Raw genomic sequence first — 21,288 nt, forward strand, 5'->3', positions numbered from 1 at the left:
CGGAGCCTCTCCATGAGTCACGACCCGGACGACCTCGATCCGAACCAGCCGAGAAAGCCCCGAGCGCGACGCGACGCGGACCCGGGGGGCCGACCGCCCCGCAAGCCCCCCGAGCACCCGCCCCGCGCCGGTTATGGAGAATCCGTCTTCCGGCCCAGCCCCGGCGGCGATCTCGATCCGGTCCGGCCGGGCTCGTCCCAGAGCGCCCGGAAGTCGGGCGATCCGACCAGCCGGATCGAGGCCGTCGAGCCCGGTCCCAAGTGGTACGAACGCATCCTCTTCGGCAGGGTCAGCTCAGGCCAGCTCTCCCAGTTCTGCCGCCAGTTCGCCTCCTATCTTAACGCCGGCGTCGACTACGACCGCGCCTTGTCGAGCCTCGGCCGTCAATTCCAGGGCACGGGGCTCGGGCCGGTGCTTGAGCGGATGCGGGGCCGGATCAGGGCCGGCTCAACCCTTGAGGAAGCCACCGCGCCCGAGAAGGCCGTGTTCGGCTCGATCTTCCAGAGCATGATCCGCGTGGGCGAGGCCCGGGGCGGCGTCCCCGAGACGCTCCGGATGCTCAGCAAGAGCTTCGAATCCCGCCAACGCCTGATCCGCCAGGCGCGCTCGGCGATGATCTACCCGGCGATCGTCCTGTTCCTAGCCTCGGCGGTCGCCTGCTTGATGGCGATCTTCATCCTGCCGATGTTCGCCTCGCTGCTGGCCGACATTAGCAAGAAGTCCCAACTCCCCTGGGCCAGCCGGGGGCTCATGGCGTTCAGCGGGTTCATCTCCTCGGGCGGCTGGTGGATCCTGCCCCTGGCCCTCTTCGGCGTGCCTTTCGGTCTCGTCCAGTGGTACAAGACCTCGGTGGGGAAGAACATCCTCGACCGGATCCTCCTGCGGATCCCGGTGTTCGGTTCGATCCTCCGGAAGCTCGACGTAAGCCGGTTCGCCCGGACCCTCGCCAGCCTGCTCGACGCCGGAGTGGACATCGGCGGCTCGATCGAGCTGACGGCCCAGGCCCTGGCCATGACGCCCATGCGGAACGCCGTCGAGTCGACGAGGCTCCCGGTCATGCAGGGCCGCGAGCTGAGCGCGGCCCTGGCACCCACCCGGCAGTTCGGCCCGGACGTGATCGCGATCCTGGAGTCGGGCGAGGAGACGGGCAAGCTTCCCGAGACGCTGGCCCACCTCGCCGACGAGTACGAGGAACAGGTGGCCTTCATGGTCAAGAACCTCGGCCACCTGATCCAGCCCCTGCTCGTGATCATCATCGCCGGGTTCGTCCTCTTCATCATCCTGGCGGTCTTCCTGCCCTACATCCAGCTCATCACGTCGCTGGCCGGCGGCTGACCGATCCAAGCAAGAACGCTTGGGGCCGGACCTCTCGGTCCGGCCTCCCGAATTCAACCCGAGTTCGAAACGAACCCGGGAGGTCGGATCTGACGATCCGACCTCCCGGGTCGTGGTTTCGCTCAGGGTCGTCGCGACGGCTCAGTTACCGGCGGCGAACCGGGGCGGGGTCCGCCGCAGGGTCGCGAGCCGGGGCCCGGCCAGCTCGGCGCCCGGCTGCACGCGGACGACCGGCTGGCGGACGCTGGCCTGGCGAGCGGCCCGCTGGGCGGCCATCTTGGCGGCGGCGGCCGCCCGGGCGGCGGCCCGGCTGTTGACGGCCACCGGGGTCGGCGCGGGGGCCGGCTCGGGGGTGGTCGGGGCCGGGGCGACGATCGGGGTCACCGGGGTCGCCGGGGTCTCGACGGCCGTCGCGGGGGCGGTCGCCGGCGCCACGCTGGTGGAGACGCCGACCGGAGTCGTCCGAGGGGGCGAGGTCCGGGGGGGCGTGGTCGGCGTGGTCGGGGTTGTGGGCGTCGTGGTGCCGGTCGGGATGTACTCGAAGGCTCCGACGTCGCGGGGGCCGAACCCGGGGAGCTTGAGCCCGCGGGTCGTGGGGTTGACGTTCTGGAAGTTGCCGAGGAAGTCGGTCTGCACGGCGATCGACGCCAGGGCGTTGTTGATGGCGGCCGAGTTGGCCGCGAGGCCGAAGTCGGCGCTCAGGTAGAAGGTCGCCGGGCCGTCCGACCCGGGGCGGGGGTCGATCGGCGAGATGAACGCCGGCCATCCCGTGAAGTTGCCCAGGTTCGCGGCGGCGTTGGAGGCGTTCGGCCCGAGTTTCGTCAGGTCGAAGCCGTTCCCGACGTTGTAGGCGGCCCACCAGTGCAGGCTGTCGCTCTGGCCGTTGCCGGAGAACATGTTGTTGTTGAGGATGAGGTGGTTCGGCGTCGCCGAGTACACCCCGAGGCCGTTGCGGCTGGCAGTCTGGTCGTGGTTCTGCCAGAAGATGTTGTTCGACAGGTTCGCCTGATTCGAACCCGTCGAGCCGCTGTTCTGGGCCCAGAGGCCGTAGGTGTTGAAGGCGAACGTATTGTTGATCAGGGAGTGGGTCGAGGTGGTCGGCGTGCCGCCCAGGTCGTTCAGGTAGACGCCGGTCGTGTTGCCGATGAACCCGTTGTTGGCGAACGTCGAGGCCCCCGGGCCGGAGGACGAGGTCTGGGCCAGCACGCCGATGCCGGAATTGATGAAGTAGTTCCGGTCGACGAGCATGGTCGAGTTGGTGAGGAGCAGGCCGACCGAGTTCAGGTTCTGGGACCCGAAGGCCGGGTCGCCGAGGAGCGACGAGGCGATCGTGAACCCGGCGAGTTCGGTCTGCAGGGCCGCCCCGGTGGTGGGGTCGAGATAGGCCGTGAGGCCGTCGGCGACCACGCTCATCGCGTTGGTCGCGGCGGGGGGCCGGATGATCGTCGTGAGGGCGTTCCCCCGCACCAGCGAGGCGTCGGTGCTGGAGACGCCGGCCGAGACCAGGCTGACCTGATTCCTCATGATCACGGACTCTGTGTAGAGTCCGGGCAGGACCGCCACCCGGTCGCCGAAGCCCGCCGCGAGGACCGCTTCGGAGATGGTGGCGTAGGGGTTGGCACGAGTGCCGATCGTCGCGGTCGGATCCGTCGCGTACCCGGCGCCCACGAAGACGCTCGTGGCGGTCGAGGGGCTGAAGACCGCGAACTGAGAGACCACGTCCGCCCCCGGCAGGTTGCCGGCGATGTCGCGGACGCCGTTGGCGCCCGTCCCCAGGATGGTCAGCTGGTAGAGGCCGTTGGTCAGGGTCGTGGAGGGCCGGAAGGTGATGCGTTCGCGGCCCTTGCCGCCGCCGCCGCCCTGGGCCGCCGAGTCGAGGAAGAGGACCTGGATGCTCGCGGGGTCGATCGTGATCGTCGTCCCGTTGGCGAACGTGCCGTCCGCCCCGGCCCGCACGAGCTGGATCTGCGAGGCCGTGAGGCGCGTCAGGTCCAGGTTCTTGTTGGCAGACAGCTGGAACCCGAAGTTCGCCGACGGGTTCGACACGACCGAGCCGTTGGTCGGCGAGTCGATGGTGACGACGAGCGGCGTCCCGGCCGAGGTCGGCTGGGCGTTGTCGACCACGAGGGTCGTCTGGGCGCCGGGCAGCGTGTTGTTGGAGATGTTCCCGCTCTGGTCGACGATCCGGACTCGGGCCACGTAGTAGCCGCCGACCGTGCCCGGGATCGGGATCAGGTTGCCGCTCGACCCGACGTTGTACGGCGAGGAGAGCAGCCCGGCGGTCGTCGGCACGAAGCCGGTGCGGGCGCCGTCCTGGCCCACCGTGACCGCGAACGACCCGTTGGCCTGGGTCAGCGCGGTCCCGGCGTTGGGACGGATGAACGCGGCCAGGTTCGCCGGGGCGGTGGCGGCGCTCCAGTAGGTCGTCGTGTTGCCGTTGCCGGCCAGGGCGACGACGCCGATGTCCACGATGGCGGTCTGGCCGCCGAGCGGGACCAGGGCGGTGTTGGGGTTGGTGATGGTGCCGGTGAAGGTCGGGTTCACGACGTTGGTGACCCGGTCGCCGACGATGTTGCTGTCGCTGGCCGCGGCCAGCTGGAAGCTCCCGGGGGCCAGCCCCGAAGGCACCGTGTTGATGATGAAGCTGCTGAAGAAGTCGCCGCCGGGGTAGCCGTCGCCCGAGGGGAGCGGGCGCTGGACGCCGGTGGCCGGGTTGTTGTTGTTGGTCAGGTTCTCGCCGTCGAGCGTGATCCCTTCCGGGTTCGCCAGGACGTTGGAGCCGTCGCCGACCAGCACGAAGCGATAGGCGTCGGTCCCGAGGTTGATGCCGGCGGCCGCGAGGCTGACCCGGATGAAGCGGCCCTGGACGTTGTAGCTGAGCAGGCCGGCGAGGCTGATGAACGTCCCCGCGACGTTGTTGCTCGTCACACCCAGGGCCTGGAGGCGCACCGTGTCGGCGTTGACGGTGTTCGGGTCGATGGGGCTGCTGAAGTTGAACTGGACGTAGTCGGGCGTCCGGTTCGACCCGGCGGTCCCGCCGACCGAGTAGAAGTTGCGGGTCTCCCAGACCCCCGCGGCGGCGGCGTAGATCGCGGTGACCGCCGTCACCTGGGGCGGGAAGAGGTTGACGTACTCATAGGCTCCGATGTCCGTGAACGGGTCGCTGCCCGTGCCGGCGTCCGGCGTCGTCGGCTCGTCAGCCCGGATGAACCCGAGCAGGTCGCGACGGCCCAGGAACTGGCCGCGGAGCGCCTCGTACTGCAGCGAGCCCGGGACGAAAGAAGGCCCGTTCGTCGCCCCGGCGGGGAGGACCAGGGTCGGCACGTAGAGGTCGGGGAAGCTGTAGGCGCCCGAGCCGGGGAGGGTCAGGATCTGGCGGGTGTCGAAGATGTTGCCGAATCCACCGGACACGTTCGAGGCGCCTGCCTGCTGGTTGCCGGTGAGCGTCCCCGGGTCGGTCCGGGGGCCGTAGGAGAGGCCGTTCGCCGGCGGCGTGACGGTCGGGTAGACCGCGTTGCCGGCCGGGTTGGGGCCGATCTCGCTGCGGCCGGCGTCGATCGCCGCCGACCCCGCACTCAGGGCGAAGTTGCGGTTGGCCGCGTCGACGAACCGCGGATCGCCGAACCGGGGGCTGACGTTCCCGCCGAAGCCGCCGTTCGCGTTCGTCGAGAGGACGTTCTGGACGTTGCCGAAGAACAGGTTGTTCTGCAGCTGGCTGTTCCACTGCATGCCCAGCAGGTTGACCGCCGTGTCGCTCGAATTGACGAAGATGTTGTTCATCGCCATCGTGTAGACGTGCGACAGCGAGTTCTGGCCGTTGAACGTCGGGGCGACGGTCGCGACCGCCGTCTGGGTGTTGTAGAACGTGTTGTTCAGCAACACCAGCATCATCGGCGAGGGGCTGGCGTCGTTGTTGACGGTCTCGGCGTTGACCCGGACGCCGACGGGCGTGTTCGAGATCGTGTTGTTGTAGAGGTAGAGCGTCACGCCCTGGCCGCGGAAGTCGGAGCGGACGCCGCCGACGATCGCGTTCGCCGAGGCCGGATGGGCGAACACCGCAGCGTCCGCGAACGAGTCGATGCGAGTCCCCGAGATCCGCAGGGCCATGCGGGCGTTCAGCTGGACCGAGGGGTCGAAGACGCCCGGCGCGGTCTGGACGTACCCGGACTTGACCTGGTTCGGGGCACCCGGGCCGGCGTCGACGATGCCGCCTCCCTGGACCTCGATCCGGGTCATGTACCGGAGGTCGGCGTTGTCGATCAGGCTCCCCTGACGCGGGTCGGTCAGGTTGTACGTGGTCGACGAGTTGCCGCCGATGTAGATGTAGCCGCCGTCGCCGGGCTGCGGCGTCGTCAGGCTCTGGCCCTGGTACCGCCCGAAGGGTCCGACCGGATAGCTGTTGAGGATGGTGTTGTTCACCACCCCTCGGGCCGACGTGCCGACCGTGGTGTCGCGGAGCGACGTGACGATGACGGGCACGCGCTGCTGCCCGGTGCTCTGGTTGCCCGGGATGCCGAGGATCCGGAGCTGCGTCCAGACGCCCGGGTCGACGAGCGGGCTGGCGTCGGGGTCGGCACCGTCGTCGACGCCGGCGATGAAGCCGGCACCGGCCTGCAGGGAGGCCGCAGCCCCGGTCGAGCCGAAGCCCTCGAGGCTCCCGGCCCCGTTGACGTTGTTCTCGGTCAGCAGTTTGACGACCACCGAGGCGCCCGGGCTGGCGATCCGCGTGCCGTCCGCCAGGAGCGTGTTCGGCAGCGCGGACTGGATCGTCAGGGAGGAGCGCGGGGGCGGCGGCGTGACGAACTGGGTATCGCTGACGTTGGGCCGGGAGTTCTGGAAGGAATCCAGCACGATCGTCCCGCGGAGGACGTACGTGATGTCCGTCAGGTCCCAAACCGTATTGAAGAACTGGTTGCCCGAACTGCCCGGGAGCAGGCTCGCCTCGATCGGCCCGACGACGGAGTAGTTCGTCGAGGCGTTCGAGAGGTACGCCCGCGTCGCGAGGACCGCCAGGCCGTCGATGCCGTTGCCCTGCATCACGTTGCCGCGGAGGAACGGATGGCCCGAGAGCAGCGGGCGGAGCGGATCGCCCGCCAGCAGGCCGTCGGCCTCCACCTGCATCGCCGCGTCGAAGTTGTTGTAGAAGTTGTTGTTCGTGACGTAGACCCGGGAACCCGACCCGAACTGGAACGGCACCGAGAAGTTCGTCTGGTCGATGATGAAGGACAGCACCGACTGCGTGGGGAGCGTGATGTTCGGCGTGTTCACGGCGCCGCCGCCGTATCGGAAGGTGGCCGCGTTGACCACCGCGCGGGCGCCGCTCTGGATGCCGACGCTTCCCCACATCGCGGGGCCGAGCGTCACCGGGGTGGTATTCCCGGTCACGTTGATCGGCGTGGGGACCAGGGTGGTCGTCGCCGTGTTGTCGAACAGCGAGGTGAAGAGCACCTGCGGGTCGTTGGCGCTCAGGGCCTTGAAGTTCGCGCTCTCGGGGCTGTAGTTCGGGTCGAGGTCGAACTTCCGGATGTAGTCCCGGGATCCGACGTTCAGGCTGGAGGCGGGGTTGATCACGCTCAGCGACGAGTTCTGGCCGAACCGGAGCATCGAGCCCGAGTCGACGTACAGGCGGTCGCCGACGAAACGGGTGCTGCCGCCCGAGTTGACCTGGAACTGCTGGCCGACGATGAGCTGGGCCAGCACGATCAGCGGCAGCGGCTGGAACAGGGCGTAGCTCGCCGGAGTGACCTGACCCCCGCCCGTCGGGACGCGGGTCGCGTCGGTCGGCTGGATGAAGCCGTTGTTCTGGGCGAGCATCCAGATGCCGTTGAGGCTGTTGTTCTGGACCGTGGCCCGCCGGACGACCGGCCCGCGGGCCGCGACGTCATCCTGCAGGAACGAGTCCATGTCGGCCCCGATGGCCCCTTGCGTGCCGCCGGACGTGCCGGTGTCGGTGACGCGGGTGTTGGTGATCGACGGCCGGGTGTTGTACAGGGTGAGGCCGCTGTACGTCGTGCCGGAGCTGCGCGGAACCGAGCCGCCGCCGTAGCGGAGGACGGCGTAGTTGATCCGCGACATCAGCTCGTCGGCCCCGCCGATCGCCGGGCGGGCGGCGGATGCGCTCGTCGTGCCGACCCCGAGGAGGACGCCGTCGACCGGGAAGCGGGCGTCGTTGGCGCGGGTCCCGACACGCTGGTTGTAGTTGCGGAAGACCACGCCGCCCCAGTCGCCGGCCCGCGGGGTGGTGTTGGGGTTGCCGTTGGTCTGGCCGCCGATCGAAGCGTCGTTGTAGGACGTGAAGTTGACCTGCTGCGAGGCGACCGAGTTGCCCTGGATCTGGAGCGCCGAGCCCTGGTTCTGGACGAAGAGCGACGCGTTCTGGGACTTGAGGGTCGTCCCCGGCGTGAACACCAGGGTGGTGTTGAACGGCACGGACGCGCTGGCGTCGTTGTAGGAGTTCGGCCCGGCCGGGGCCTGGAGCACGAACGGCTGCTGGGTGACGACGCCCGAGACCGGATTCCGCTGGGGCGTGCCGGGGATGGCGACGATCACCACGGGCCCGTTGTAGGCGAGCTGCTGGGCCGCGTAGAGCACCGACCGGTCGAACCGGCCGTTGCCGTTGCGGTCGTAGTTCGGGTCGAAGCCCGACAGGAAGTTCGAGGAGTCGTTGAGCCCCCCGTTCGGGTTGCGGAACGGGTTGGCCGGCGAGGTGAGCGGGTCGCCTTCGGGGGCGAGCGTCGAGTAGGGCCGGGCCAGGCTGCCGTCGGGCGTGGTGGACGAGTCGAGCGGATCTTCCTGGTAGTCGGGGCGGGTGTAAAGGATGTTGCTGGACGCCGCGACCACGAAGCCCGTCATGAAGGCGCCGCCGCCCTCGCCGTCGCCGGTCATCCGGCTGATCGGGGCCGGGCTGGCGTAGCCGGTGGAGAGCAGGGTCTCGTAGTTGTAGATCGAGCGGTCGCCGGGGAACTGGCGGGTCGGGTCGGACGTGAACGGGTGGAACTGGGTGCTGATCGTGCTGGTCGGGTTGCCCAGGAATTCGCCGTCGAGCTGGTTCCGGTAGATGTCGAAGATCCGGGTGTCGTTACCGAGGGAGTCGACCTGGTTGGGGATGTAGACGCGGTAGTAGTCGGGCGTCGCCAGGCCCCCCGGGGCGACCATCACCAGGCGGGTGCCGCTGGGGTGGCTGGCGTCGGCCATCTGCCAGTTGCCGGTGCCCGGATTCTGCCAATAGAGGGCGACCATCGTGCCGGCGACGCGGGTGAAGCCCGAGCCGGTGTCGGCCAGGCCGCTCTGGCCGAGGTTGCCGAAGTTGCCGTCGGCCGGCGAGCCGATCTGGTCGGCGGACCGGACCAGGCGGATCAGGTCGGAGTAGTCGATCGCCTGCCCGTTGCCGTTCCTGAGAGGCAGCGGGTTGGAAAAGTCGAACATCCAGGCCGTGGGCGGGGCCTGGGCACGCGTCCCGGAAACGTCGAAGTAGGCCCCGGGCCCGCCGACCGAGTTGTAGTTGTTCTGGTTGGCGGTGTCGGTCATCGCCATGTTGGTGATGTATGCCGGCGCCCGCTGGAGGCGGAAGTACAGGGCGTAGTTCGGCGTGTTGTCGCCGGCGTTCCGCAGCGGGTTGCCGGCGGCGTCGAGCAGGCCGCTCCGGTAGACGCCGTCCGTGGTCCCCTGGCTGAACGCCCGGAGCCGGTAGGTGCCCGCCGGCAGGCCGGGGGCCAGTGAGAGGTCGATCCGGCCCTGGTAGGTGCCGATGAAGTTGCCCGAGGCGTCATACGTCGGGGCCCGGTCGACGTAGGTCGCCCGGGTGATGAACTGGCTGACGTCCAGCACCGTCCCGTTGTCGAGCACGACCTGGAGCTGGTAGTTGCTCAGGTTCACGGCCGAGGACGGGTCGAGGGCCGGGAAAACCACGTTCCGCGGCGTCGCCAGGTAAGGAGCAGCCTGGGCGGAGACGTCCTGGACGTACAGCGAGAGCCCGGGCAGGTCGGAGACGAAGAACGGGAACGGCGACTGATCGAGCTGGGCCGCCCCGGTGACCGAGGGCGCGGTCAGGTCGACCCGGAACGAACGGTCAAGGGACGAGGACAGGCCGGGGAGCGGCGGCTGATCGCTCTGGCCCACGACCACGACCCGGGCCCGCTGGAAGCCCTCGGGGAGGGCGATCGGCGCGGTGAACGTGAAGGTGCCGTTGGCGTCGGTCAAGCCCTGCACGTTGAAGCCGCCCGCGAACCCGCGGCCGTTGGCCCCTACGCTGAGGTCGATGTTGCCGCCGTTCAGCGAGTTGAACTGGACGTAATAGTTGAGGTTCGCGACCGTCCCGGGGAACGTGTTGTACACCTGGCCGATGAACCGAGGCCGCGAGTTCCGGGTGTTGGAGTCGGAGCTGATCCCCGTGTCGTTGGCGGCGGTCGGGTCGAGCGCGAACGAGGTGATGACCGGGGCCTGCACCAGCAGGACGCCCAGGTCCTGGAGGAAGTTCCCGCCCGCGGTGCCGTTGCCCGACGGGAACGACCCGCTGAACTCGCCGTCGAGCTGGTTGCCGACGGCGTCCCTCACGCCGTTCGGCCCGTTCATCACCACGATGGCGTAGCGATCCGACGGCAGCGCCGTCTGGGGGAGGGCGGAGAAGTCCAGCGTGGCCGTGTTGGTCGCCGCGTTGTAGCTGATCGTGACCCGGGGGTCGAGGCCCAGGTTGATGACGCCCGGCCCGTTCCAGGCGGTGGCGCCGTTGCGACGGGCGACGAGGATGTTGTTCTTGGTGATCGTCGACGGGTCCATCGGCTTCGAGAACTGGACCGTCACCTGGCGGCCGAGCGTACTGGTCGCCGCGACGGTCGGCGAGGTCACGTCCTGGAGCCGGAACGAGATCAGGCCCGACTGCTCCAGCACGCGGCCGTCGGTCGAGGTCACCGGGCCGGCGACGACGTAGGTGTAGACGCCGTTCGCCGTCGAGGCGACCGCCTTGTCGTAGGTGAACGAGTAGGGATACGCGACCATCGTCGGATTGGTCGGATCGTCCAGCGGGATCGGGGTGCCGATCGACGTGGTGACGCCGTTGGGCCTGTTGATGAACTGGATGTTGCCGGCCGACAGGCTCGAGGCCCGGACCGGCTTGCTGAAGGTCACGACGATGTAATTGGGGATGGTCGTGACCACCGTGCTGTTCGCCGGGGTCGTCGAGGCCACCGTCAGGACGTCGACCGCGGCGATCGCCGCGGGGGCGTTGATCAGGCCGTAGCCCGACTGCGGGTTCCAGGTGCCGGCCCCCTGGCCGTTCATCGGCTGCGCCGAAGCGATCAGGCCGCTGCGGATCTCGGCGGGGGTCGAGTTCGGCGCCTTCTGGAGCATCAACGCGGCGACGGCCGCGGCGTTCGGGGCGGCCGAAGAGGTGCCGAAGAAGCTCGGCAGATCCTGCGAGAGGTTCGTCGTCGTGGCCGGGTTGCCCGGGTACGGCGGGTTATTCGTCTGCATGACGAAGCCGAAGAACGTCGTGTTGCCGCCGTCGGGCGCGGTGATCACCGGGTTCTGGGGGATCACCGGCGTCGCCAGCGGGTTGCCTCTGGCGTCGCGGACGTAGATCGACGGCCCGAAGGAGCTGAACGGCTCGTTGGCCAGCGGGTTCTGGTTGAGGAACGGCGAGGGCGCCCACCAGGGCGTGGCGCCGACCCCGATCGTGTCGACGGCCGTCGAGTGGCCGGCGCTGGTCGCGTAGTAGGTCCCGCCCGCGGTGCCGAACTGCTGGGAGAAGTTGATGTCGCCGCCCCACTCCACCATCTGGACGTGGCCGGGGTCGGACCCGCTCACGACCTGGATGACGACGGTGTAGCTGCCGGCGTTGGGGACGGTGACGAACTGGAACGGCTGCTGGGTGGCCGTGTTGTCGTCGTTGCCCTGGGCGACGATGGCGCCGGTGGAGTCCAGGACGTAGATGTTGAGGTGCGACGTGACCGTGTTGCCCGAGCCGACCGGCTGCTGGGTGGCGAACGGCTGATCGAACTGGAAGATGATCGAGGCGTTGGCCGAGTTGGTCGTGATCGGCAGCTGGGTGGCGGCGGCCCCACCCCCGCCGTTGAAGTTCATGAACCGGGTGGCATTGCCGCCGTTGATCGCCGGGATGGTCCCCTGGACGCCGCGGAAGGTCGACAGATAGCCGTTGTCGGCCGAGTTGCGGGCCGCCGCGAAATAGGGTACGCCCCGGTTCGTCACCGCGGTGACGGACTGGGCGATGATGCCGTCCTGGAAGAAGGGCTCGTTGGCATAGCCCACGTCGTCGACGATGATGTCCGAGCCGGCGTCGGCGAGGGCGACGATGTTCTGCGCGTAATTCAGGTCGTCGATGAACGCGGTCGCGAACTGCAGGCTCGCCCCGGGGGCGATGTCGTAGATGTTCTGCAGCATCGCCCGGCCTTCATCCGAGCCCTGCCCCGCGGGGAGGTCCGAGAGGACGCGGATGCCGGCCGGAAGGTCGCCCGTGTTGATGTCGGTCTGGTAGCCGCCCAGCGAGTCGAAGCTGTCGCTCAGGACGCCCACCGTCACCCCCGCCCCGGTGACGCCGTACTGCGCCGCGGCGACGTCCGAGAACGTCGACTGCTGCGCCTGGTTGTTGGCGAGCCCCTCGAAAGCGGTCTCCGGCTTGTAGATCGGCCGGCCGCTGACGAGGCTGGGGAGCTGCGAAACGGTGTATAGCTGGCTGATAGGCATCCAGCCGTTGATCATGCCGTAGGTCGCGCTGGACGACGTGACCTGCATGCCCAGGTTGACGGCCGTGGACCGCAGGGCGTTCAGGTCGCCCCAGGTCGTCAGGCCGATCATCACCGAGCCGTTGCGGATCTGAAGGGCGGGGAAGGCGGCGGCCAGGGCGTTCGAGCTGAGCCCGGACTGCTGCTTCTGGTACAGGTTGATCAGCTGCCCGCCCAGCGGGGCCATGGGGCCGTTCTGGACGTCCGCGATGTTCGCCGATCGGGCGTTCCAGATCGGGTTGCCGCCCTGGAGGGGATCGCTCGCCATCAGGATGCGGCCTTCGAGCCACTCCAGCTTGGGGAGGCCCTGTCGCTTGGCCTGCTTCTTGTCGCGACGCCGATCGGGCCCCTTGTCACCACCACCCAGCTTGAAGCTCCCCATCGACAGACTCCCCCGGTTTGCGTTGAAAGTCCCGGCCCGGGTCGACCGACGCGTTCCACCGCGTCGACTCGCCCCACTCGGGCTCTCCCCCGTCAAGGTGACCCAATCCGAACTCGCGGTCCCGGCGTCGGCGAGGATACCCCTCGCCCCTCGCCCGCCGGCCGCGCGGCCATCGCGACCGCCCTCTCGCGAGGCCGCTCGCTCTCGATTTCGCGTCCATCGGGAGCCGCTCGGGGCGGCTCCCTCGACCGTCACAATCCCGGCCCAGGCCCGGCGCCCCGGCGTCCGGCCCCCCTCAGGGCCTTCGCCGCGCGACCGGTGCGCCTACGCCCGCGATCCCTCGACCGCCCCGCACCCGCGACCGCCGAACGGCGCTCCGAAGGGTGACTCGGCGGACTCTTTGTGATTGGCTCCATGCATGCAGTCAATGATTGTCTTGAAGATTCCGTTCGTCAAGCCCCGGGTCCGCGAAAATGGGCGGGATGTGATTCAAGGGGAGTGTCGTCGAGCGTACCGGGGCCGGCGCCATGTTGGAGATGGCGACTCATACGACAGTCTGGCCCACGGAACGGGGTTGTCAAAGCATGGGGGAGGCCGAAAGACCGGGCGGGGTGGGGCCTTCATCGGTCGGAGCGAGGAGAACGATCGGGTCGTGGGAGCGCAAGTCGCGGGAGGGGCCGATCGCGCCGATCTCGGGCGGATCGAGCCCCGAAATGGGCGGAATCGGCTCAAGTCGAGGCCGGTCGCGTTGGAGGCAGTTCGACGCCGTGCTCCCGGAGTTCGCGCGCGAGCTGGTCGGCGTCGCGATAGACGACCCCGATGAGCCCGGCGTCGCGCGCGCCTTGTATGTTCTCCTCGACGTCGTCGATGAAGAGGCAGGACCCGGCGGGCGCCCCGACGGCTCGGGTGCAAGCGTCGAAGAACTCGCGCGAGGGCTTCATCGCCTGGACCTCGTGCGAGAGCACGAAGTGCTCGAAGTGGTCGAGGGTCTCGCGGAACTCCCGCCGGTAGAAGGCCGCGTGGATCGCGTTGGTGTTCGAGCCCAGCAACAACGTATATCCGGCGGCCTTCAGGTCGACCGCCAGCCCGGCGACCGGCGCGTTCAGCTCGAAGATGTCCTGCCAGGACTCGGCGAATTCTTCGAAGCTCATCTCAAGTCCGACCTCACGCTGGACGACGGCCGCGAAAGCCTCGGGGGTCAGGCGACCCGACTCGAAATCGGCGAGCAGCGCATTGAGGCCGCGTTCTTCGGCGAGCGTCTGGAATTCGTCGGCTGAAAGTCCCAGTCGCTCGCCGAACCTGGAATAGATGAGGCGGTAGTCGAAGAAGGCGAGGACGTTTCCAAAGTCGAACATGACGACCGGCGAACGCATTTTCTCAGTTCCTAGGTGCCTGGGGCGGGTCCGATTCGGATGGCGTGGACGTCTGGGGTCCGATCGTGCCGTAAGCCTGCCAGACCTCGTGCGAGATCGTCGGGGCGACGAGTTTCGCCGAACCGTCCAGCATGAGCATGTTCACGCCCCGGACGTGGGCGCTCGACGCGCCCATCGCGGCCGATCGTCCGTCGGGCGACACGCCCGAAAACGGCGAGGCCGGCGGTGAGGTGTGGTTGTAGAGCGTGTATCGAAAGTCGGCCGGTCTCCAGGTCATCCCGGCGTCGCCTCGGTAATCCAGCGGCTGGGGCGCCTGCACTGTCACGCGGCCGATCGGCCGGTCGAACCAATGTTCGGCGACGACATAGTTCTCCGGAGCGTCCACCGGTCGATCGTTCCCGATAAGGCGTTCCGCGAAGGCGGCCGTGAAGCTCGTCCCATCGCGACGTTCCACCTCGGCGAGCGTGGTCCGTCGGCCGATCGCGAACGGCCCGTCGCTCCCCCGAGGATCGCCCCCGGTCGCGGCTCGATAGCTGACCGGCGAAGGGAAAAGCCCCGCCATGGCCCTCCCGTCGCTGGGGCAGAGGAAACCCGCGACGGGGATGGCCTCGGGCGTCGGCGCCCGCAAGGCGGGGAGGTTCGACCCGTCGGGGTCGAGCCCGAGGAAGCTTGCGACCCCCAACGTCTCCAGCATCGCCCGAAGCGGCCCCGGGGGGGCGCCGTCGATCGGCGAATCGATCGCGACGGGGACGCCGACCGCGGGAAGCCCGGCGTACGCGTCGTCGTAGTACGCCAGCGCCTTGCCGATCTGCGCCAGGTTATTCTGGCACATCGCGAGCCGGGCCGACTCGCGGGCGCGAGTGAGACCCATGATGACGAAGAGCAGGACCACCAGGACGACGAAGAAGACGACGACCACGTCGGCCGGCGTCAGCCCGCTTCGGGATGCTTGCGACCGCCTCACGAATCAGTCCTTCACCGTCAGGAGTGCATCGCCCGAGCCGACGTTCCCGGCGGCGTCCGTGACGCGGATCATCAGCAGGTGGACGCCCGGTTTTAGATCGGGGAGCTTGAGGGAGAGCTTTTCCGTCGTGCCGTCGAACAGGCCGTCGGCGGGGAATATCGACGACCAGGCCCCGCCGTCGACCGCATACTCGGCCTTCACCAGCCGAGTCAAATCGTCGGCGAGATTAACGGCGGCCGAGCGGCCTTCGGGTGTGATCGTGACCTTCGGGGCCTCGTGGTCGACGAGGAAGCTCCGGCTCTCGCGTTCGCGGCCGAGGGCCTCCTCGGGGCTGTTCGAGGGACGATCGCTGGCGACGACCTTGACCTGATACCGACCCGAGGGGAAGCCCGAGGCGTCCCACGAATAGGTCTTCTCGGTGATCGGCGACTCCGTGAGGTCGATCCAGCCAGGCCAGCCCTCCTTGCGAACCTGGATCCGATAGTTCATCGAGTCGTCGTTGGGGTCGGCCACTTCCCATTTGAGGGCTAGCTTCGCCTGCTTCGCCGCCCCGTCCGCCGTGGACACGTCGGGCGTCTCCAGCTTCTCGATCTCGGGAGGGAGGTTCAAGGAGCGATAGGAGACGACCACCGATCGCAGATCCGGCGATCGTCTCGGGTCGCGGGTCGCGAGCTTCGCCCGATACTGGACGAACCGGCCGGTGGGAGCGTTCGCCTGCGCGGCCTTGGGGTCGGTCTGCTCGGCGGACCAGTCCGACCACGTACCGTCGGGTTCACCCACGTTGCCGGTCCGGACCTGGATCGCGATCGAGGCCCCTTCGGAGGTTTCGCCTTGCCACTCCAGCGAGCCGAATCGGCTGGGGAGCTTGGCGTCGAAGACGTCGGACACCAGTTCGCCCCGCTCCACGAAACTGGACGAGAGCCGGACCACGGCCCCCGGATCGCCGGCGCCCAGCAGCAGGCCGCCGTCGGGCTCGGCCAGCAGGGCGAGGATCTGGCCGTTGTCGAGCTTGGCCAGCGGGGTGTGCTCCCCGTCCCCTTCACGGACCTCGTAAAGCACGCCCTCGGGCCCGGTGCCGATGAGGAGACGGTCCTCGACCACGGCGAGGGCGAAAAAGAGCGCCTTGGCCCGGAAGACCTCGCGCACGACGCCGGCCGGGTCGATGCGATAGACGGCGTTCTCGCCCGGGGCGGCCGGCTTGGGAGCCGCCGAGCCGCCTCCCGTGGAATCCTTCGCCGGTTCGGCCGGCGGCGTCTGCACCGCCACCGCTGCCACGGCGACGGCCTGCGACCTTGAAACCGTCGCGTCGGAGCCCGCGTCCGGTTCATTCCGCGAGAAGAGGTTCAGCCCGCGAAGGGGACCGCCCCCCGCCTCGGCCGCCGTCCCCGCGTAGAGCGAGCCTCCCGGTCCGGCCAGGAGGCAGCGGACCTCCGACTGGGGCGCGTCGTAGACGACGGTCGTTTTGCCGTCCGGGGCGATGCGGTAGATCAAGCCTTCGCCGTCGCTGCCGGCGTAGACCGAGCCGTCTGGGCCGACCGCCGTCGACAGCAGATGGGACGGCTTGGCGTCGTAAAGGATCGACCAGGCCCCCTCGACGCTCCGCTTCCAGAGCTGGCCGTCGGGCCCGGTGGCGGCGAGGAGGTTCCCATTCGCGTCGACGGCGAGGTCCCAGATGTAGAGGACGCCCGGATCGGGCCGCGACGCGGGACGCTTCGGATCGGTCAGCTCGACGACCTTGCCCGAAGGGCCGGTGCCCGCGAAGACCTTGCCGTCGGGCGTGGCGACCAGGCTGAGGACCTGGCCGTCGGAGTCGTCGAGGACTTGCTCCCAGGCCGCGGGCTTCTGGGGGTCCAGGCGGAAGACCTGGCCCGAGTCGCCCGTCGCCGCATAGATCGAGCCGTCGGCGGAGCGGGCGAGGTCCCAGACCCGCTCGGCGTTCAGCGGGGCCGTCGGGACGAGGGCCCGTCCCAGGCGGACGCGGCCCTGATCGGACACGACGACGCCCTCGCGGCGGTGCTTGGCGAAGGCCGATGCCGACTCCTGCCGCCAGGTTTCGAGCTTCGCGGAAAGCTCGATCGCGCCGGCCGCGGCGAGAAACGCCGCGAGCGACGCGATCGTGAGGAGCCTGCCGAAAGGTCGCCGACGCCGCGGGGGACAGAGATCCGTCATGTCGATCCTCGTCGTTCGTGAAGTCGGGCGTCCGGCCCGGTCACTTCAACGATAACGAGAGCCCGGCGTCCTTGACCACGGTGAACTGGAGAGTCTGGCTCCCCTCGATCACCCAGGGGGTCGTCGCGGCCTGGATCAGGTCCGAGCGGATCGCCGAGGCTGGGGCCTGCCGCTTCGAGCCGAAAGCGGCCCGGGCGCTGGCGGGAAGGTTCGGGAGCGCCACACCGTTGACGGCCAGGCCTCGCTCCGGGGTCTCGACGTGCAGGTAGACCTCGGTCCGCTTCGGCTCGGTCTGAATCTTCAGCGACTCGAGGATGCCGTCCAGGTCGCGCGGCTCGGCCAGGACCGGATCGTTGCGGAATCGTCGCTTGGCGCTCGTGTTCAGGTCGCAGACCACGGCCTCGTGGCTCCCCTCGGGGAAGTCGTCCGGGATGAGGATCGAGGCTTCGACGACCCGCCGCTCGCCCTTATAGGGCTTGAGGGTCGCGAGCGCCTTGAGCGTGCCGCCGGGCGCGACCTCGACCGACTGGAGCCGCACCGACTCGATCGTCGCGACCCGCCGACCGTCCTCGATCTCGACGTCGCAGTCGATCGACGCGATCCGTACCGGCCCCATCGGGTTCTTGACGAGGATGTTGACGATCGACGCCAGGGGGCCGAAGAGCGCCGAGGCGCCGGTCTGACCCGTGTAGCGGGGCCCGCTGAACGTATCTTGCAGGGTGATCGTCTCACGCCCCTCGATGTGGACGTCGGCCCGGAGTCGGGCGGTGAGCTCCTCGGGAAGATTCCCCTCGGTGTCGATCGCGCTGGTGAGGACCGACATGAGCAGTGCGGAGGTCAGCGAGGGCTCGCGGACCATCTGCACCTTGTAAGTCCGAGCGTCGGAGTACTTGCTCGTCTTGACCCGCACGGAGACCGGCAGCATGTCGGGCTTGGCCCCGATCCGGCCGGCGACGCCCGTGCTGACGTCGGCGTCCACCACGCCCACGACCTTCAACGGCGAGCCCATCTTCATGCTGACGCTGGCGCGGGGATACACCGTGTGGATGTAGCCGGTCATCATCGGGAACTGGCAGTTGCCCAGGCTGAACATCGGGTGGCCGAAGCCGTAGACCCGGTCCCCCTCGACGTGCGTCACCGTGCCGATGCCCGACAGGTCGAAGTCCCCCATCACCATGGCGATGCTCAGCGGCGAGCCCGGCTGGAAGGGCCGATCGCCCTCGGCCTCGACGACCTCGTCGGACGCGCGACCGCCGGACATGGGAGCCATCCCCAGCGGTCGAAGCCTCTCGTCCAGCATCGAGAGCGCCCGGGGGCTGAAGCCCGACGCCGCCAGCGGCGTGGCGATCGGAATCATCCCGGCGCCGCCGCCCGAGACCCGCAGCGGCATCTCGGAGCGATGGGCCGCGGGCTCCTCGCCCGTCAGGCCCTCGATCTCCCTGAGGTAGGAGAGCGAGAGCGACGCCTGCATCGGCGCATCCCCCTTGTCGAGGGCCTCGGCGGCGAGCTTCCGGTCGCTGGCGCGGACGTACTTGACCATCTGCTCGAACGGCGTGACGCCGGCGATCGGATCCTTGGCGAACTCCCAGGCGAAGGCCACCGCGCCGACCAGCTTCCCTTCGATGTAGATCGGGCTGCCGCTCATCCCCTGGATGATGCCGGCGTGCTCCAGATTGCAGCCGGTCAGGCGGCAAAGGACCATGTCCCTCCCCGGGCTGACGTCGCGCATGACGCCCAGGACCTCGGCCCCGAACTCCTCGAGCTTGGTGCCCACCATCACGGTCTGGCCCACGCCCTTCATGCCGGGCCGAAGATCCTTCACGTCCCAGTACATCTTGGCATCGGGCTCGCCGGCCGCGGCCGAGGCCGCGAGCATCGCCGAGATCCATCCAAGCCCCAACACGATCGCAACTCGCCGGACCGTCATGGATCGCATGGCACGGGTTCTCCCTGGGACAGGGGCGGCCGAATGGTCACATCGTCGCGGGATCGAGCAAGGAGAGGGGAGACCCGGAATCGGGAGCGCAGGAGTCGCGAGAGGCGTCCATGATCCTGGCCGGGCCGCTTCGACCCGACCGCCACATCACAGACATCGACGTCCGGACGCTCGCCAGCTTGCAGATCGGAAAGGTTGCTCCATCCTGGATTCGTTCATAGGAACTTTACGAATCCTGAATCATCGAGTCAACGAATACTCCCCGTTTCCTTTCATCGGCTTTTCCGATCATCAGTGCCACCGGCGGCGAGGCTTCAAGGCGACGCGGAGCGATCCGAACGGCACAATCGGACGCGTCTCGAAGGTGCATCAATCGACGCGGGGGCTTGCAAATTGTTGGAGCAAGGTTAAACTCCCGGTGATCGTGGGAGTCTTTCGTGACGATCGCCGGGCGAAGGAGCCACCAGAGATGTTGAACCACACGGCATCGGCATGCGGCCTGGGGACGGGGCTGTCGCGGCGGGCCCTCCTGCGGGCGGGGACGTTGGGCCTCTCTGGGCTCACGCTGGCGGACTTGCTCCGGGTCAAGGCGAGCGGTGGCGTCACAAGGCGCGGCGGCGACGACCCCTCGATCATCCTCATCTGGCTCGACGGCGGCCCCCCCCAGCACGAGACCTACGACCCCAAGCCCGACGCCACCGCCGAGGTGCGAGGGCCGATCGGCTCGATCGCGACCGCAGTCCCCGGCATCCGGATCTCGGAACTCCTGCCCAGGCACGCGGCGATCCAGGACAAGATCGCCCTGCTCCGCTCGGTGCACCACGACAACGACGACCACTTCACGGCCGCGCACTGGATGCTGACCGGCTACGGCGGCCCCAACGGGATCAACCAGACGCCGATCAACCCCTCATTCGGCTCGATCATCTCGCGGGTGAAGGGGGTGAAGCGTTCGGGCATGCCTTCGTACGTCGGCCTGCCGAACACGCACACCGTCGGCCTGCCGATCGGCTACCACGGCGCGGCGTATCTCGGTCGGACCTTCGACCCGTTCAACGCCGACGGCGATCCCAACAACGAGGCCTACCACGCGACGAGCCTGGACCTCCCCCCCGGCGTCGACGCCGGCCGCCTGGGCTCGCGTCGCGACCTGCTCTCCCGGTTCGACGCCGCTCGGGCCGGCCTCGACCGCACCGCGGCGAGCGGGGACCTCGACGCATTCCAGGATGCGGCGCTGTCCATGATCAGCGGGCCGGAAGCCCGCGCGGCGTTCGACCTGGCCCGCGAGCCGAACCACCTCCGCGACCGCTACGGCCGCCACACCTGGGGCCAGAGCGCCTTGCTGGCGAGGAGGCTGGTCGAGGCCGGCGTCCGTTTCGTCACGCTGACCTTCGGTGGATGGGACTGGCACGCGAGCATCGAGAAGGGCATGAAGTCGGTCCTCCCCGTGCTCGACGCCGCCGTGGCGACCCTCATCGAGGACCTGAATCAGCGCGGATTGTTGGAGTCCACGATCGTCATGGTCATGGGCGAATTCGGCCGAACGCCCCGGCTCAATCAGGGCCTGCCGCAGGATCCGATCCCGGGCCGGGACCACAACGGCCGCGTGATGAGCGTTCTGATGGCCGGCGGCGGCTTCCAGGGGGGCCAGACGATCGGGGCTTCGGACGCCCGAGGCGGCGCACCGGCCGAGCGTCCCATCCGCCCGCAGGACATCATCGTCACGCTCTACGACCGGCTCGGGATCGACCCGGAGACCACGTTCCAGGACCGGAGCGGGCGGCCGATCACGGTCGGCTCGACCGGACTGATCATCCCCGAGCTGGGCGGGCGGATGGGCCTGGCCTGAGCGGATCTTCAGTCGGACCCGTCGTTGGAAATCTCGAAGGACGGATCCTCTCCGTTTCTGTCGGGCCGCTTTGCGGCGGCCGCGATGACCCGGAGGTGGTGCGCCAGTTCGTCGACGTGATCCTTCATGAGGGCTCGACGCTTCTCGCGCGCAAACCGCCAGGTCGCAACCCAGTCCCACAAGGCGACGGCGAGCGTCGCCACCACCAGACCGAGCACGACCAGCCAGACGATGACGAAAGCCGGATTCCCCCGGCCCTCGACGCGGGGATGGACCCACGATCCGAAGAACACGACCGCGGCGAGCGTCGCCAGCACGGCGACGCCGATCCACCGTCGGACCTCCTGGCCGCCATAGAAGGTCTGGTCCTCGGCATCCCGATCCAGTCGACCCTGGCGATGGTACCACACGCTCAGGCCGAGGAAGGTCGCGATCATCGCGACGCCGATGGCGAGCCCCTGGCTCGCCGACTGCAGGTCGGTCGCCCCCATGTCGCGAACTCCTGGATCCTTGGGGTCTCGGCGGGCGTCTCGACTCGTAACCA

Annotated in this window: 8 protein-coding genes; 2 read left to right on the forward strand and 6 right to left on the reverse strand. The window is 68.9% G+C overall.

The window, feature by feature from the left end:
* Positions 1–12 precede the first annotated feature (12 nt).
* Positions 13–1,335 (forward strand): type II secretion system F family protein, encoded by a 1,323-nt coding sequence (locus G6O68_RS06130; RefSeq protein WP_165245918.1) that lies wholly within the window; start codon positions 13–15, stop codon positions 1,333–1,335.
* 141 nt (positions 1,336–1,476) lie between these two features.
* Here the strand turns inward: G6O68_RS06130 and G6O68_RS06135 are convergent, their stop codons facing one another.
* The 5 genes from G6O68_RS06135 to G6O68_RS06155 form a co-directional block, all read right to left on the reverse strand.
* On the reverse strand, positions 1,477–12,453 hold the full coding sequence (locus G6O68_RS06135) for an Ig-like domain-containing protein (protein WP_165245920.1): 10,977 nt from the start codon (positions 12,451–12,453) through the stop codon (positions 1,477–1,479).
* Positions 12,454–13,181: 728 nt separating this feature from the next.
* Entirely contained in the window at positions 13,182–13,826 is a 645-nt protein-coding gene (locus G6O68_RS06140) for an HAD family hydrolase (RefSeq protein ID WP_165245922.1), read from the reverse strand.
* A 4-nt stretch (positions 13,827–13,830) separates the two neighbouring features.
* Complete coding sequence (locus tag G6O68_RS06145; protein ID WP_165245924.1) at positions 13,831–14,790, reverse strand: DUF1559 family PulG-like putative transporter; 960 nt, start codon at positions 14,788–14,790, stop codon at positions 13,831–13,833.
* A gap of 3 nt (positions 14,791–14,793) precedes the next feature.
* Entirely contained in the window at positions 14,794–16,959 is a 2,166-nt protein-coding gene (locus G6O68_RS06150) for a WD40 repeat domain-containing protein (protein WP_240911064.1), read from the reverse strand.
* Positions 16,960–16,999: 40 nt separating this feature from the next.
* Entirely contained in the window at positions 17,000–18,895 is a 1,896-nt protein-coding gene (locus G6O68_RS06155; protein ID WP_165245926.1) for a SpoIVB peptidase S55 domain-containing protein, read from the reverse strand.
* Positions 18,896–19,364: 469 nt separating this feature from the next.
* On the opposite strand from G6O68_RS06155, the gene G6O68_RS06160 reads away from it, so the two are divergent.
* Positions 19,365–20,744 (forward strand): DUF1501 domain-containing protein, encoded by a 1,380-nt coding sequence (locus G6O68_RS06160; protein WP_165245928.1) that lies wholly within the window; start codon positions 19,365–19,367, stop codon positions 20,742–20,744.
* 8 nt (positions 20,745–20,752) lie between these two features.
* Here the strand turns inward: G6O68_RS06160 and G6O68_RS06165 are convergent, their stop codons facing one another.
* Complete coding sequence (locus G6O68_RS06165; RefSeq protein ID WP_165245930.1) at positions 20,753–21,235, reverse strand: hypothetical protein; 483 nt, start codon at positions 21,233–21,235, stop codon at positions 20,753–20,755.
* Between the last annotated feature and the right edge of the window lie 53 nt (positions 21,236–21,288).

It is taken from the genome of Paludisphaera soli (genome assembly GCF_011064595.1).
GTDB classification, from domain to species: domain Bacteria; phylum Planctomycetota; class Planctomycetia; order Isosphaerales; family Isosphaeraceae; genus Paludisphaera; species Paludisphaera soli.

Bases quoted from the DNA above. Each gene is read 5' to 3' on its own strand.
- G6O68_RS06130 (WP_165245918.1), top strand. From the start codon at position 13: ATGAGTCACGACCCGGACGACCTCGATCCGAACCAGCCGAGAAAGCCC.
- G6O68_RS06135 (WP_165245920.1), bottom strand. From the start codon at position 12,453: ATGGGGAGCTTCAAGCTGGGTGGTGGTGACAAGGGGCCCGATCGGCGT.
- G6O68_RS06140 (WP_165245922.1), bottom strand. From the start codon at position 13,826: ATGCGTTCGCCGGTCGTCATGTTCGACTTTGGAAACGTCCTCGCCTTC.
- G6O68_RS06150 (WP_240911064.1), bottom strand. From the start codon at position 16,959: ATGACGGATCTCTGTCCCCCGCGGCGTCGGCGACCTTTCGGCAGGCTC.
- G6O68_RS06155 (WP_165245926.1), bottom strand. From the start codon at position 18,895: ATGCGATCCATGACGGTCCGGCGAGTTGCGATCGTGTTGGGGCTTGGA.
- G6O68_RS06160 (WP_165245928.1), top strand. From the start codon at position 19,365: ATGTTGAACCACACGGCATCGGCATGCGGCCTGGGGACGGGGCTGTCG.
- G6O68_RS06165 (WP_165245930.1), bottom strand. From the start codon at position 21,235: ATGGGGGCGACCGACCTGCAGTCGGCGAGCCAGGGGCTCGCCATCGGC.